This is a genomic window from uncultured Gilliamella sp., assembly GCA_945271295.1.
Lineage (GTDB): Bacteria > Pseudomonadota > Gammaproteobacteria > Enterobacterales > Orbaceae > Gilliamella.
In genome coordinates this window covers 131,912-145,404 of the sequence record CALYPG010000001.1, presented here as the reverse complement: position 1 = coordinate 145,404, position 13,493 = coordinate 131,912, and the positions used below count along the sequence as shown (strand labels likewise).

Annotated in this window: 18 protein-coding genes; 15 read left to right on the top strand and 3 right to left on the bottom strand. The window is 40.8% G+C overall.

Going from position 1 to position 13,493, the window contains the following annotated elements; genetic code table 11:
* Nucleotides 1–29: 29 nt before the first annotated feature.
* Genes Q0K76_RS00725 through Q0K76_RS00715 form a run of 3 tightly spaced genes read left to right on the top strand, consistent with a single transcriptional unit; the run spans nt 30 to nt 1,068 of the window.
* Nucleotides 30–377: a DUF1870 family protein gene (locus Q0K76_RS00725; protein ID WP_294609722.1), complete on the top strand. Its 348-nt coding sequence runs from the start codon at nt 30–32 to the stop codon at nt 375–377.
* Nucleotides 378–386: 9 nt separating this feature from the next.
* Complete coding sequence (locus Q0K76_RS00720; RefSeq protein ID WP_294609720.1) at nt 387–731, top strand: hypothetical protein; 345 nt, start codon at nt 387–389, stop codon at nt 729–731.
* Nucleotides 721–1,068 carry a hypothetical protein gene (locus tag Q0K76_RS00715; protein ID WP_294609717.1) on the top strand — a complete coding sequence of 116 codons (348 nt, stop codon included), beginning with the start codon at nt 721–723 and terminating at the stop codon, nt 1,066–1,068. The genes Q0K76_RS00720 and Q0K76_RS00715 overlap by 11 nt, the downstream gene beginning before the upstream one ends.
* 287 nt (nt 1,069–1,355) lie before the next feature.
* Here Q0K76_RS00715 and Q0K76_RS00710 read toward each other — a convergent pair whose 3' ends face one another.
* The 3 genes from Q0K76_RS00710 to Q0K76_RS00700 all read right to left on the bottom strand — a co-directional run bounded on the left by Q0K76_RS00710 (nt 1,356) and on the right by Q0K76_RS00700 (nt 4,161).
* Nucleotides 1,356–1,535, bottom strand: coding sequence for a helix-turn-helix domain-containing protein (locus Q0K76_RS00710; RefSeq protein ID WP_294609714.1), 180 nt, complete (start codon nt 1,533–1,535; stop codon nt 1,356–1,358).
* A 273-nt stretch (nt 1,536–1,808) separates the two neighbouring features.
* Nucleotides 1,809–3,971, bottom strand: coding sequence for a VapE domain-containing protein (locus tag Q0K76_RS00705; protein ID WP_363322356.1), 2,163 nt, complete (start codon nt 3,969–3,971; stop codon nt 1,809–1,811).
* On the bottom strand, nt 3,964–4,161 hold the full coding sequence (locus Q0K76_RS00700) for a hypothetical protein (protein WP_294609709.1): 198 nt from the start codon (nt 4,159–4,161) through the stop codon (nt 3,964–3,966). The genes Q0K76_RS00705 and Q0K76_RS00700 overlap by 8 nt, the downstream gene beginning before the upstream one ends.
* A 146-nt stretch (nt 4,162–4,307) precedes the next feature.
* On the opposite strand from Q0K76_RS00700, the gene Q0K76_RS00695 reads away from it, so the two are divergent.
* From Q0K76_RS00695 to Q0K76_RS00645, 12 genes are all read left to right on the top strand, one after another.
* Entirely contained in the window at nt 4,308–4,982 is a 675-nt protein-coding gene (locus Q0K76_RS00695) for a helix-turn-helix transcriptional regulator (RefSeq protein WP_294609706.1), read from the top strand.
* Nucleotides 4,983–5,561: 579 nt separating this feature from the next.
* Nucleotides 5,562–5,711, top strand: coding sequence for a hypothetical protein (locus tag Q0K76_RS00690; RefSeq protein WP_294609703.1), 150 nt, complete (start codon nt 5,562–5,564; stop codon nt 5,709–5,711).
* Between the two features lie 4 nt (nt 5,712–5,715).
* A complete protein-coding gene (locus tag Q0K76_RS00685; RefSeq protein WP_294609700.1) occupies nt 5,716–6,108 on the top strand; it encodes a hypothetical protein in 393 nt (130 codons plus the stop codon).
* A gap of 1 nt (nt 6,109) precedes the next feature.
* Nucleotides 6,110–7,348: a DUF2800 domain-containing protein gene (locus tag Q0K76_RS00680; RefSeq protein ID WP_294609696.1), complete on the top strand. Its 1,239-nt coding sequence runs from the start codon at nt 6,110–6,112 to the stop codon at nt 7,346–7,348.
* A 2-nt stretch (nt 7,349–7,350) separates the two neighbouring features.
* Nucleotides 7,351–7,902 carry a DUF2815 family protein gene (locus Q0K76_RS00675; protein WP_294609693.1) on the top strand — a complete coding sequence of 184 codons (552 nt, stop codon included), beginning with the start codon at nt 7,351–7,353 and terminating at the stop codon, nt 7,900–7,902.
* 28 nt (nt 7,903–7,930) lie between these two features.
* On the top strand, nt 7,931–8,239 hold the full coding sequence (locus tag Q0K76_RS00670) for a hypothetical protein (RefSeq protein WP_294609691.1): 309 nt from the start codon (nt 7,931–7,933) through the stop codon (nt 8,237–8,239).
* The gene (locus Q0K76_RS00665) at nt 8,211–10,310 is read left to right on the top strand and encodes a DNA polymerase (RefSeq protein ID WP_294609688.1); all 2,100 of its coding nucleotides are present in this window, start codon (nt 8,211–8,213) and stop codon (nt 10,308–10,310) included. The genes Q0K76_RS00670 and Q0K76_RS00665 overlap by 29 nt, the downstream gene beginning before the upstream one ends.
* Nucleotides 10,311–10,314: 4 nt before the next feature.
* Nucleotides 10,315–10,578: a hypothetical protein gene (locus Q0K76_RS00660; protein WP_294609685.1), complete on the top strand. Its 264-nt coding sequence runs from the start codon at nt 10,315–10,317 to the stop codon at nt 10,576–10,578.
* Nucleotides 10,568–10,798 carry a hypothetical protein gene (locus Q0K76_RS00655; RefSeq protein ID WP_294609683.1) on the top strand — a complete coding sequence of 77 codons (231 nt, stop codon included), beginning with the start codon at nt 10,568–10,570 and terminating at the stop codon, nt 10,796–10,798. The genes Q0K76_RS00660 and Q0K76_RS00655 overlap by 11 nt, the downstream gene beginning before the upstream one ends.
* Complete coding sequence (locus Q0K76_RS12965; protein WP_363322352.1) at nt 10,795–11,064, top strand: VRR-NUC domain-containing protein; 270 nt, start codon at nt 10,795–10,797, stop codon at nt 11,062–11,064. The genes Q0K76_RS00655 and Q0K76_RS12965 overlap by 4 nt, the downstream gene beginning before the upstream one ends.
* Nucleotides 11,065–11,308: 244 nt before the next feature.
* Nucleotides 11,309–12,025 (top strand): BRO family protein, encoded by a 717-nt coding sequence (locus Q0K76_RS00650; protein WP_294609680.1) that lies wholly within the window; start codon nt 11,309–11,311, stop codon nt 12,023–12,025.
* A 71-nt stretch (nt 12,026–12,096) separates the two neighbouring features.
* Nucleotides 12,097–13,482 carry a DEAD/DEAH box helicase gene (locus Q0K76_RS00645; protein ID WP_294609677.1) on the top strand — a complete coding sequence of 462 codons (1,386 nt, stop codon included), beginning with the start codon at nt 12,097–12,099 and terminating at the stop codon, nt 13,480–13,482.
* Nucleotides 13,483–13,493 lie beyond the last annotated feature (11 nt).

Genomic DNA, 13,493 nt, shown 5'->3' with positions numbered 1-13,493 from the left:
GATGATCGTTAAACTTTTGAGGATTTTAAATGAATAATGAAGAATTGATTGCAATAAGAAATTTTTTAAACTTAGACATAGACGCAGAAGCCGCAAGGCTTCTTGCAGCAGATGAAGAACACCCTAACGGTGTGAACCGCCGGAGCTGGCAACGTTGGGAAAAAGGGGAGTTTAATATCCCGGAGGGTATCGAACAAAATGTTGAAAACGTTAAAAAACGCCGCGCTGAGATATTAGCTTATCATCTCGACCGCGGGACTAAAGAAATAAAGATACCGTACGAATTACAAGAAACCGACCCGATAGAATTTAAGATACAGGTATCTGTTATATATGAACTATATATCAAAGGTCGAATTAAAATACTAATAGCATAGGATATAAAAATGGAAAATGAAACTTTTCGCAGTGAGAAAAAAGCAGTTATCTTAAACGGAAAAAAAGGTAATCTTGTAACAACCTATCATCTTAAACCAGGCGCTTTAGGTGATTTTGGGTGGCATAAACATTCTGTAGCTTTTGAAAGAACAAATGAAGATTTAAAAGCTGAAAAAGAATATTCAATTGAGGCAAAAGAAACCGCCAAACTTAAGGGTAAATCTGTTACTATTTTTCAAGTGTTTGAATATATTGATAACTCCCGTGTGTATGTGGGCACTTTTAATGTTTCCAGTCGCGGTGTAGCTCGTGATGCTACATGCTTAAAAGCGTGGTTAACAAATGAATACTAATTTTATATTTAATAGATTTCTACAATTAACTGGATTAAGCAAAAAATCTGAGGTAACAAGTCATATACTGGCAATCGGGGGGTACCCGAACGTAAATAAAAATAAAATTGGGCGCTGGTCTAAAATAAATCCCGAAAGTTCGGGTTACGAGATTATGCCCGATCAGGTTTTCGCTGGATTTGTTCGAGGTTTGCTTGGTTATATTAGGATACAACAATCAAAGGGGGTTAAAGTTTTTGACTTTGAAGATGATTTTATAGAAGATGTAATAGCTATGTTTTTTGATTATAGAAATGAAATGTCAGAAGCGGGTATAGATATATTCAATTTTAATTGACAACATATAAGAAAAAGCATAAATTAAAGCTACCGCTGAATAAGCGGTTTAGAAAATCTAATTATTTTAGATAGTTTGAAAACTTACAACCGAATAGGTTGTTTAGAAATATGAAATTTAGTTTCTTTTTAAAAAATTACTACTGAATAAGTAGTTTAGAAACATTAAATTTTGTCTTTATTTTAAAACCTTACAACCGAATAGGTTGTTTAGAAATATTTAATTCTGTTCCTTTTAGGATAAAAACCGCTGAATAAGTGGAAAAGCCCAACTATTAGCTGGGCTTTTTACTTTACGCTCTCCCACATTTGCATCAACTTAACCCCTTTTTCGTAACTTGGTGATGATCCGTTTTTCCACATAACAACGGTTGACACGCTGACGTTTAGCCGTCTGGCTATCTCCCGCCCGGAAATTCCGGCTTTTTTTAAATCGCTAATAATCGTAAACCAATCTATTTTTTGCATCTTTCATCCTCGACTTGCAAATTTTTGCAAGTCATATAATTTTAATAGAAGTGTAGAAAGCTTATAACCGTTGGCTAACCCTTATTGATAAAGGATTTTTAAAGGGTGCCCCCTCCAACTTTCTACACTTTCTACCGTTCTTCTCCTATATATACTTTTAAGGCACTATATATGTCGTTTGTAGGTGTCCATTTATATAACTAGTGTAGAAAGTGTAGAAAGTGTAGAAAGCCTTTCGCGCACTTAACTAAATTTCTACACTAGTAGTATAAATTAGTGTAGATTTCTACACTTCGCAAACACCCTTAAACTTTTCCCTTCCACTTTTGTTACGGTTTTTTTATACCCCAATTCTTGTAAATTTTTACTGATCCTTATTTCCTCACGGCGACCTATATTTTTTAGGTCAAGCCCGATAGCCCACCTCAACACCTCGCTAGCTGTTAGATAATTTTTATCAATTGGCTTTTCACCGGTTGTTATATCCGGCTCATTTAGCCATCTGCTAACCGTTTCTTGCCAAACGTCTTTAATCATATATTGATCGTGTTCGCTTGCCGCTAAACGCTCCGCCGCGCTGAACTGAATACCACTATCAGCAAATGCTTGCTTGGCTTCCGCCCATAGCTGATCACGATTAGCTTTGACGCCTTTTACATTAACGTTACTCACCCGCACGGGTAAGAAACGACGATTGCCCGTATCATCTGATAAAAATTCATCTTGATTTGTGGTACCAACGAAAACTAAACGCCTAGGGAATTGGGTCGCAAACTCTCTATACTTAGGGATCCAGTTTTCATGTGTGCGAGTAATAAAGGCCTTGATGGTTTCCAATTCTTTAGAATGCAACCCGCGTAACTCCCCTATTTCGCCCACCAAACGCCCCCGCATCTTTCTGGCCAAATCATCATCCTTTTCAGCAAACGAGACTTCACAGAAATAATCCGGGCTTGGCGATATGGCCGCCACCCCGGTTGATTTACCGCAACCCTGCTCACCAACTAAAATTGGTACCATATCCGCCTTGATCCCGGGTTCCAGAACGCGGCCGGCAAGCGCAGTCCACAAGTATTGCGATACCGCTTCGGTATATTCGTTTGCATCCGCATTAAAATAATCAGATAAAAACGTTTTGATACGCGGTACACCATCCCACTTTAAGCGTGATAGCCATTCTGTAGCAGAATCGAAAGGGCTTTCATCAGCAACGAGTAAAACGATATCGCGTATTAGTTCGCGCCCAATTGGTTTAAACCCCCCTTTTTCTAACCCTATACGTAGTCGTGAATAATCCGCATCGGTGAACGTTTGCCATTGGTCGCTACCCAACGGAGTAAACATGATTTCATCGCGGAACTGATCAAACTTAATATTAATTTGACAAATATCGGCGCGCTGTACGGCAAGATAAACATTATTAATGGTTGATTCTATCTTGCCGTTTTTATCTCGTTTAAAAGCTGGTAGGGGCTTTTCCCCCTCAGGTACCGGGATAACATCAAAGTCTTGGGAGCGATAGCCGATAGCGTTTAAATAATCCCCGTCGTCTTTATCCATGCAATGCGCGTGTAAGCATCTAAAATGGCCCTGGCTAAACCCACCAGTCCCAGCAGGGAAATACGCGGTCGCGGTTTCGTTTGATTCGGTGGTGTGGGTTTCGGCGAAAGGGCATTCAATATAACGCTCACCTACATCACCGATGCTTAATACATTCCAGTTTTCATCTAAGTATTTAGTAATTTCGTCTTCTGCAATACCTTGATTTTTAGTAATATCTCTATTTCTATTTACTCGAGAACTAATTATTTTACCGTTAAAGTTTTTGGATATACCCTCCCATACCTTATTAAAAATTTCTATTGATAGCGTAGGAACCCTGTACGGTAAAGCATTTTCCCATTGATAACGACCCCCGCTCGGATGCGTACCTGCAGCAACAAATTGTTGCCCGTTTGCTAAAAATTCGACAATTCCATGAGTCTCGAGGCAGATAATTTGCTTATAAAATTCACCGGGCATACAGAACATTAATAAAAATTTGCTACTGTCAGCGCGAAACCTACATGGAAAATCTATCCCGGTATGAGAAATTATAAAACTCTTTATATTACTAGCTAACCCCGGATCGGACACATCAACATCAATTGCGCGTATATTCCGCGTCTGAATACAAATGCCGTAATCGGGATTCTTTGACCAAGTTTCTATTTGCTTTGAGTTTGTGATGTGATTAGTCCAACTCGGAAAACCCACCGCTTTACCCTCCCGGTTATAACGCGATGGTGTTTTACCTAGTGATTTTAATGTACTATTATCTGAAATAACCGCATTAGGATTTGATACCACAGGTAACAGATCTTCAGTCAACCCTAGCGCTAAATCAAAATGTAACCAATCACACGGAGATGCTCCATATATTTTCATATTAAATATTCTCGTCATCAAATTGTTTAACGGTATCTAGAAAAGACTGTAAAGCGGCGGCAGTTTGCCATCGTGGGTTTTGATCACCCTTTAGTATTTTGCATATTGTTGATGCAGGTACTTGCGTATGCTCGGAAATTTCACGCTGAGTGAAGCCTAACCCTATTAATATTCTAATAATTTCCTGCGGGTTTTTCATTCGTTTTTGTCCTCTTTAAAATTTCGTTTTTGCAATTTTAATATTAAAAATAGAAAATAACAACCGCAAAAACGAAACCTTAGCTTTTTTTAGATATTTTACAAGTGATGATAGTATTAAGTGACTGTTATATAAGGGGGGATAACATGAAAGCCTGGAGCAACTTACTAAAAATAGAAATGAACAAAAGGGAAATAAACCAAGTGGAGCTAAGCACATTAATTAAAAAACCAGCCAGCACGGTATCACATTGGATCTCAGGAACCAGGGTACCCCCAGCAATAGAGATGATCGAGGTGTTAAAAAATCTTGATATCAGCGAGTTTACAATAACATCTACAGGAGATATAAAAACGGATAAAGAACCCACGCCAAACCAGGTTAAAGGGTTTTTAGTGGAGGTGTTAAATGTTCAAGTTAGTGCCGGAGCGGGCACCCTTGTTGATACCGAATCCATAGATTCAGTACGCGCGATAGAATACAGTAATGAGAGGGCACATCAAATTTTCGGGAGTTTACCAGCTAATAACGTTAAGATCTTAACGGTAAGGGGGGATAGCATGTCCGGAACCATCGAAGCCGGCGATCTAGTTTTTGTTGATGTATCAAAAAGTTACTACGATGGTGACGGTATTTATATTTTTGTTTACGGTGATACTCTCTTTGTAAAGCGATTACAAAGGGTTAAGGATAGGCTGTTAGTAATTTCAGATAATAAACACTATTCACAATGGGAGATATCCGACGGTGAAATGGACCAGTTTTTTATACAAGGTAAAGTTTTGCTCAGTCAAACCCACAAATTCAATAGATATGGATGACGCCAAGGTATGTAACCTCTAAAAACGTACCTACACCATAAATATTACAAACATGTTCGCAGCCCGCTTCCCCGCGGGCTTTTTTACATCGGTAAGAAACCGTATTTAGCTCAAATATTAACCAATTAGATTGCAAATTGGAAAATAAATTTGCATCGATAATTTCGTTTATGTAAACTGTATCCATTGCAAATAAGAAATTTAATTTCTTTAACGCAATTGCTCTTTAAAAATCAGGATACATAATATACGCCGAATTAAGCAAAATCCAAATAACAAAGCCGCCCACCGGGCGGCCTTCAAGCTATAAGGCTTTCAAAGAGAACCATATAGCTTGATGAAAAACTAACTAAAATCACGAGGATTAAAAAACTCCCTTTTTTTTTCTCAACCCTTGGTGGATGGGGCCAGCAAGTAGGGAAACCAGTGTTACCCTATCCCTTAGGTATGCGCGTAGAGGCTGATAATACCTCGCTCCATACGCGAAAACTCTTACTTGTAATAATCCACCACTCTAAGGCTAGCTAGGTTCCCCATATGGCTTAGCTAGCTTTTCTCTAAATAATTAGGAAATAAAACATGATCGACTTAAATGCTAAAAAACTAAAGAGGGAACAAGCTAAACGCAACCCACGATATACAGAAAGTCATACACCGTCAAAATGGGATATCCCTTTATTTTTTGCCTCTGGCATAACCTTTATATTAATAAGCATAATTGGAGTATAAGAAAATGTCATTAGAACAAGCTATCATCGAAAATACCGCGGTATTAGTTTCGATCAGGGAACTACTTCTTTCTAGAAACACCCCCGCCTCTCCTGAAAATGAAGTTACAAACAACGCCCCACCTAAGCCGACTAAAAAAACGCAATCGGTAATGGTGGAAGATAAGCCAGAAACGGCACCAACCAAATCCGCGAATATACCAACAACAACAACAACCGAACCCACCGAACAGGAAGTCATCAAGAGTTTCGTAGAACTTGCAAAGATAAAACGAGAGGCCGCCGTTGTTGTACTAGCTCAATTTAAAGCTGCTAAAGCGGTTGATGTGCCTAAAAACCAATGGCGAGACTTCCTCAAAGCGATTAAAGATAAACTAGCGGAAATATCCGAGGTATAGCATGACAGGTCACGCGATACTATCACCATCAGGGGCCAATATGTGGTTTTCATGCCCCGCTTCACTTTGGTTAGGTAAAGATGAACCCGACAAAGCATCGATTTATGCAGCGGAAGGCACAACGGCCCACGCATTAGCTGAATACTGCTTTAAGTTTAATAAACGGGCTGAAAATTTAATAGGTATGAAAACCGTTGTCAACGATATTGACGTTGATGAAGAAATGGCCGACTCAATTCAAGAGTACGTTGACACAGTAAACGGTATCAGGGATTCAATGTCAAAGGTAATTGTGTTTGATGTGGAACAAAGGCTAGATTTTACGGATTTATTAGATATCAGTGACAACATAAACGTAATGAATACTGAATATAAAGTGGAAAAAGCTTTTGGCACTGCGGATGTCGTTTTACTGGGTGACAATGAGTTACAAATCCACGATTTAAAATACGGCAAAGGCGTACGCGTCAGTGCAGAAAATAACAAGCAGTTACTTATTTATGCATTAGCCGCATATTATTATTACAGTCTGATAAACGATATTAACAAGGTATCAATTCACATACATCAACCGCGTTTAAACCACTACTCAGAATTCAGCGTTACCCCCGATGAACTACTCGAATTTGGTAAAGAGCTAAAAGAAAAGGCCGGTCGTGCATATAACTTATACTTAAACGGCCCGCAAAGTGATACCGATTTTTGTGCAGGTGAATCACAATGCCGCTTTTGTAAAGCCGCAGGTAAATGCGAAGCACTAGCCAATGAAGTAGTGAAAACTGTCGGCGCTGATTTTACCAATTTAGATGAATCGTTAATTGAGCAGATTAGTAACGAGGAAGGCGAAAACTTAGCAAATAAGTTTAAAGCCGTAGACATGATCAAGTCATGGATAAAAGCGGTTGAAACCCAAGTACAAGCCCAGTTACAAATAGGCAACCCCGTACCTGGGTACAAGCTTGTTATAGGCCGACAAGGTAATCGATCATGGACTAGCGAAGAAGATGCAGAAAATACGTTGAAAAGCTTTAGGCTAAAACAAGATGAAATGTACAACCGCAAACTTATAAACCCAACCCAAGCTCTTAAGGTTTTAAAAGGTTCGGAAATACGAATCAAAAAACTTGAAGGGATCATAACCCGCCCCGAGGGTAAACCAACAATAGTACCAGAATCCGATAAACGCTCCGCTATTTCACACGCGGACGATTTTACAGACTTAACACAAGAGGAAATTTAATAATGAAAGTAAAACTACAAAACGTACGTTTAGCATTTCCCCAACTATTCAAAGCCGAACAGGTGAATGGTGAAGGTGATCCGCAATTCAATGCAACGTTTTTATTACCACGGAACCATCCCAATGTAAAAGATATCGAAAAAGCAATCGAACAAGTTGCAAAAGAAAAATGGGCGGATAAAGCCGAGGTCGTACTAAAAAAAATCAACGCCGAGTTGAAAAGCTGTTTAAAAGATGGTGATTTAAAAGCCGAAATCGAAGGCTTTGAGGGTAACTACTTTTTGAATGCAAACAATAAAACCCGGCCGTATGTTATCAACAGGGATAAAACCCAATTAAACCCTGACGACGGCGTAATTTACGCAGGTTGTTATGTTTATGCAGTTATAGACATATGGGCAATGGATAACAAATTCGGTAAACGTATTTGCGCTTCGTTATCCGGGGTTCAATTTTACAAAGATGGCGATGCGTTTACAGGTGGCGGTATCGCATCAGATGAAGATTTCGACGATTTATCGGTTGACGATTCCGTTGACGATTTAGTCGGTTAGTACACAACAAATTAAGGGGAGATCAAACATGTCTAAATTAGATACTTATACAGACGCTAAAAAGCTTATCACTATGGCGGTGCTTTTAAACCTTGATGGGAAATTCCGTGAGGGGTTCGGGTTGCATAAAGACGCCCCCCGAGAAAACGCAAGACCTAACGTATTTTTAGAACTAGCGAAAGTTTTTATGCAACTCGATGCATTCGGGGGTGTGGATATCGAAAAGTTAAAATCTGAAATCCAAGAGTTTGCATATGATGGGATATCCTCCGTATTTGACGAGGTGTTTAGTATAAAAAGGGGTCCTGATGCAATCGATCCTTTATCTAGACACTGAAACATATAACGAGCAACCTATAAGTAAAGGTGTTTACGCTTATGCCGAAACCGTTGAAACCATGTTATTTCAATATGCATTTAACGATAGCCCAGTTTATGTTGTTGATTTGGCAAACGGGGATGCCTTCCCTCAGGAAGTAATTAACCTTTTGTTAAACCCTAAAGTAATTCTATTTGCTCAAAATTCAATGTTTGATCGAACAGTATTAGCAAGGGGCAATTTATTTAAAGGCAGGCCCGATATTGTAAAAGCGATTAGCGACCCTAATCGCTGGCGGGATAGCATGGTCATTGCCTACGCTCACAGCTTAAAAGGTGGGCTGGGTGATCTATGTGAAATATTCAAATTGGATAACGACCAAGCAAAGGATAAGGAAGGAAAAGCCTTAGTTCAACTTTTTTGTAAACCTCGCCCGAAAACAAGCAAGATCCGCAGGGCTACGCGCAAAACTCACCCGGGCGACTGGGATAAATTTAAACACTATGCTACACAAGATATCGTATCTATGCGCGAAGTGGTCAAAAGGATGCCCAATTGGAACATGCAAGAAGGTAGCACAGAGTTACAACTTTGGCACTTAGATCAGCGTATTAACGATAGAGGTGTTTGTATTGATGTTGATTTGGCCGAAAAAGCTGTTGAATGTATCGACGTTGAACAGCAGCGATTAGCTGATGAAACCCACACCATGACCGATGGCGAAGTACAAACAGCAACCCAACGTGATGCCATGCTAAAGCATATCGCAGGAGCATACGGCATTACGCTAAGTGACTTAACCGCGGCTACGATAGAACGCCGGTTAGGCGACCCAGATTTACCGGATGGGCTAAAAGAACTACTAGCCGTCAGGCAACAAGCAAGCACCACAAGTACCAGTAAATACAAAGCGTTACTTAATCGTGTTAATAGCGACGGTAGGTTGCGCGGTACCCTTCAATTCATGGGTGCCCCACGTACAGGGCGCTGGGCGGGTCGGGGATTTCAACCCCAAAACTTAACGCGGCCTACACTACCGCAATGGCAAATCGATCTAGGCATTGAAGCTATTAAATCAGGTAACGCCGACCTGCTAACCGATAACATCATGAAGCTAACCAGTAACACCTTAAGGGGTTGCATTTGCGCCCCGGAAGGTAAAAAGCTTGTGGTTTCTGATTTATCCAATATTGAGGGGCGCGTGCTGGCGTGGCTTGCAGGTGAAAGTTGGAAAATAAAAGCGTTTCACGATTACGACAACGGCGAAGGTCACGACCTTTACAAGTTGTCTTATTCTAAATCGTTTGGCGTATCACCGGAAAGCGTCACAAAAGACCAACGCCAGATCGGTAAAGTCCAAGAGTTAGCCCTCGGCTACGAGGGCGGCGTAGGCGCTTTTATTACATTCAGCACCGCATACGGCATCGACTTAGACGCGATGGCGGATGCCGCGCTACATAATGTAGATGAAGATATCTTATTTTCAGCTAAAAACGCTTACGAATGGGCGCTAAAAAATAAACGTACTTACGGCCTATCAGATAAGGCTTACATTGTATGCGATGCGTTTAAGCGTTCTTGGCGACAAGCTCACCCAAATATAGTTGATTTATGGAAATCGTTAGATTGTGATATGCGTTCCGTAATCACAGGAGGAGCCCGAACCACCAACGTAAACGATAAGCTAGTTATAGACAAGGTAGGCGCATGGCTACGCATTCAATTACCGTCGGGGAGGTATCTGTGCTATCCCGGCGCGCGTATCGATGAAAACGGCAAAATTAGCTATATGGGATTAAATACCTATTCCCGAAAATGGGAACGTATTAACACCTACGGCGGTAAGATTGCCGAAAACATTACCCAAGCGGTAGCGCGTGATGTCATGGCTTGGTCCATGCCATGTATAGATGAAATTGGTTTTAACATCGTATTAACCGTACATGATGAAATAATCACCGAAGCGCCGGACACCCCTGAATACTCGCATGAATATCTAAGCCAAATGTTATCAACCCCACCCCAATGGGCAAAAGGCCTACCGCTTGCCGCGGCAGGATTTGAAGCCTACAGATATAAGAAGGATTAATAGCATGCAATACTCAGAACCGTTGCTTAAATACCGACGTAAAAAGAAGGGACAAGAAAACGTTGATTATTTCAAATTCGATAACGGTGTACTTGTACACATTATCACGCTTTCCGATGATCCTACAGAACAACGCCCTGTTAGAGAGATTGGCATATACACAAGAATATCCGCAGCAAGAGAATGGCTACCGGATAGCCTATTAATAGAGCCTTTAACCGACGAAGAAGTTAATAAAATTTTATGGGAGGTGCATGATGAAAATTAGCAATACAATTTTTGAGAAAACCAAGCCTTTTGATGATTTAGCCCCGGGCGATACATTTATACACAACGGGGATATATGCATTAAAGCTTTGGGGAGAGTTGAAGGGTTTTGCGCAGTAAGACTTATCAACGGAAACATCGTCCAAGGAATTAAGCTATCTGATGCGGTGGAGCCCATTAAACTAGAAGTAATACCACTAATTGATAGGGATGAAGAATGAAACCGCTTGAATCCGTAATAGAAAGCAACCTTGTCCGCAGGGTTGAGGAGCTAGGCGGAATAACTTATAAGCTTTCCCCTATCGGGCGGGTAAACAAGCCCGACCGTTTAGTTATGCTACCGGGTGGAAAACTTATTTTTGTTGAATGTAAACGCCCAGGAGAAAGGCCTCGGATGGGGCAAATAAGGGAGCACGAACGCTTACGCAAACTAGGTTTTCGTGTTGAGGTTTTAGACTCCCACGATGTGAGATTTTTATATGACTAATTGACATCAAATATCATGTTGCGATATATTGGCTATTGAGGTGTCGAAACCTATAGCCATAAGCGGATTAATCGCCCCGTTAGCGTGATTTTTTTTTATGCTCAAAATCTATGCCGAGAGGGCGAGGAATAAAAGACCGGTAACGGGAATAACTCCAGCCCTGCTTATGGTGGGCTTTCGAACCTCTTGGCACCCAATGTCGAAATTGGGTTAATATCGAAAATTACCATAAGAGGACATAATCATGTCTAATCAATCTATTTTTACATTCAACAACCACCAGTTAAGAGCGCACTATATTGATAATCAAATCTGGTTTGAATCAAAAGATATCGCTAATGCGTTAGGGTATGCTAATAGCCGTTCCGTTACGGGGCTTTATGCCAATTACAAAAAAGAATTTAAACCGGGTATGTCCAACGTACTTGATTCGAGTACCTCGTTGAATTTAAAGGCTCGAACCCGTATCTTTTCACTTAGAGGGGTACATCTAATCGCCATGTTTGCGCGTACCCCAGTTGCGGAAGATTTTCGTAAATGGGTGTTAGATATACTGGACAAAGAAGTGGGCAACCCCCCTATCGTTGTTAAACCAAATAGGGAAGTACTACCTAAAGGCATATACCACTGCAAAAGCAAATATAACCCATATCGCGCATGCGTATGGAATGGTAGCGAGATGATCCAAGTAGGTGTATTCCCGACAATCACCGAAGCCCTTGAAGCGCAAAAAAGATTTACTTCAACTGGTGAAATTAAACAAATTCAAAAACCACGCACAAATAAAGCCAAAGCTAAACAAACCCTGTTGCCAAGTAGCTTTACTAAAGAAGATACTTTTGCGCATATTAGTATGTTTATAGAGACCGCGCAAATGCTTAGTTTCTATCCCTACGGTAAATCGCTATCGCTTGATCTATTAGAATTTATTCAAGAAGAAGCATTAAGACAAAGCCATTAACTCAAACGATTTAGTTAATCTAATACGATACGGGGAATCCCGTATCGTGCATTGCTATGGGAAATTTCTGTATGAATAACAAACCTTTTACCCCCCGCCCTTATCAAAGCCTAATTGTAAGCCATCAACTGGATTTACCCCGTGGTAATACGTGGGCGGGCATGGGCATGGGGAAAACATCATCAACATTATGCGTTTTAGATATTGCATATATGAGCGGACTTTACACATCACCTACTTTAGTTATCGCACCACTCCGGGTTGCGCAATCAACATGGCCCGATGAAGTGAACAAGTGGGATTTTAAAAACATTGGTATACAGCCTATCGTCGGTACAGCCGAACGAAGATTAGAGGCGTTAGGAAACAAACATGCGAATATCTTCACCACTAATTACGAAAATTTACCTTGGTTAGTTGAAACGTTGGGAGATAGCTGGCCGTTTCAACAAGTTGTTGCCGACGAAAGCACTAAGCTTAAATCGTTCAGGTTACGTAAAGGGGGGGTCCGCGCGGCATCCTTACGTCGTGTGGCATTTAGAAGGGTTAAATGTTGGCAAAATTTGACAGGTACCCCTGCTCCTAACGGGTTGATTGATCTATGGGGTCAAAATTGGTTTGTTGATGGAGGGAAACGTTTGGGGAGCACATTTAAAGCTTTCACCCAAAGGTGGTTTAACGTTGTGCCTAATGGGGATTATCACAAGATCATACCCGCAGACTTTGCACAGCCACAAATACAAGAAAGGCTTAAAGATGTATGTATATCCCTAGATGCTAAAGACTGGTTTGATATTGCCGACCCTATTATTACCCAAGTATATGTTGATCTGCCGGATAAACTACATCGCCAGTACAAACAGCTTGAGCGCGAAATGTTTTTAGAAATTGGTGATAGCGAAATTGAAGCGCTAAATGCGGCATCCAAAACTATTAAATGTTTACAGTTTGCAAATGGTGCAATTTATACCGACACCCAAAAGAATTTTACTGAAGTGCATGACCAAAAAATACAAGCACTAGAAAGTATTGTGAGTGAGGCTAACGGGATGCCGGTATTGGTTGCATACCACTTCGAGCATGACAAAGTTAGATTATTAAAAGCGTTTAAGCAAGCAAGGTTACTTGATAACGACCCGAAAACAATCCGGGATTGGAACGCGGGCAAGATACCAATACTACTAGCCCACCCGGACAGTGCCGGGCACGGCTTAAATTTACAAGACGGCGGTAATATCCTTGTATATTTCGCTCACTGGTGGGGCCTCGAAAGTTCAGATCAGATCCTCGAACGCATAGGACCCACCCGCCAAGCGCAATCCGGTTACGACAGGCCAGTCTTTGTTTACGAAATTATAGCCCGCGGTACCGTTGACGAGGACGTTATCGAACGTAAAAAAACTAAACGTAGTATGCAAGAAATACTACTCGAATCCATGAAAAAGAAAGGGTATTAACGCCCTATTCA

Bases quoted from the DNA above. Each gene is read 5' to 3' on its own strand.
- Q0K76_RS00725 (WP_294609722.1), top strand. From the start codon at position 30: ATGAATAATGAAGAATTGATTGCAATAAGAAATTTTTTAAACTTAGAC.
- Q0K76_RS00720 (WP_294609720.1), top strand. From the start codon at position 387: ATGGAAAATGAAACTTTTCGCAGTGAGAAAAAAGCAGTTATCTTAAAC.
- Q0K76_RS00715 (WP_294609717.1), top strand. From the start codon at position 721: ATGAATACTAATTTTATATTTAATAGATTTCTACAATTAACTGGATTA.
- Q0K76_RS00710 (WP_294609714.1), bottom strand. From the start codon at position 1,535: ATGCAAAAAATAGATTGGTTTACGATTATTAGCGATTTAAAAAAAGCC.
- Q0K76_RS00700 (WP_294609709.1), bottom strand. From the start codon at position 4,161: ATGAAAAACCCGCAGGAAATTATTAGAATATTAATAGGGTTAGGCTTC.
- Q0K76_RS00695 (WP_294609706.1), top strand. From the start codon at position 4,308: ATGAAAGCCTGGAGCAACTTACTAAAAATAGAAATGAACAAAAGGGAA.
- Q0K76_RS00690 (WP_294609703.1), top strand. From the start codon at position 5,562: ATGATCGACTTAAATGCTAAAAAACTAAAGAGGGAACAAGCTAAACGC.
- Q0K76_RS00685 (WP_294609700.1), top strand. From the start codon at position 5,716: ATGTCATTAGAACAAGCTATCATCGAAAATACCGCGGTATTAGTTTCG.
- Q0K76_RS00680 (WP_294609696.1), top strand. From the start codon at position 6,110: ATGACAGGTCACGCGATACTATCACCATCAGGGGCCAATATGTGGTTT.
- Q0K76_RS00675 (WP_294609693.1), top strand. From the start codon at position 7,351: ATGAAAGTAAAACTACAAAACGTACGTTTAGCATTTCCCCAACTATTC.
- Q0K76_RS00670 (WP_294609691.1), top strand. From the start codon at position 7,931: ATGTCTAAATTAGATACTTATACAGACGCTAAAAAGCTTATCACTATG.
- Q0K76_RS00665 (WP_294609688.1), top strand. From the start codon at position 8,211: ATGCAATCGATCCTTTATCTAGACACTGAAACATATAACGAGCAACCT.
- Q0K76_RS00660 (WP_294609685.1), top strand. From the start codon at position 10,315: ATGCAATACTCAGAACCGTTGCTTAAATACCGACGTAAAAAGAAGGGA.
- Q0K76_RS00655 (WP_294609683.1), top strand. From the start codon at position 10,568: ATGAAAATTAGCAATACAATTTTTGAGAAAACCAAGCCTTTTGATGAT.
- Q0K76_RS12965 (WP_363322352.1), top strand. From the start codon at position 10,795: ATGAAACCGCTTGAATCCGTAATAGAAAGCAACCTTGTCCGCAGGGTT.
- Q0K76_RS00650 (WP_294609680.1), top strand. From the start codon at position 11,309: ATGTCTAATCAATCTATTTTTACATTCAACAACCACCAGTTAAGAGCG.
- Q0K76_RS00645 (WP_294609677.1), top strand. From the start codon at position 12,097: ATGAATAACAAACCTTTTACCCCCCGCCCTTATCAAAGCCTAATTGTA.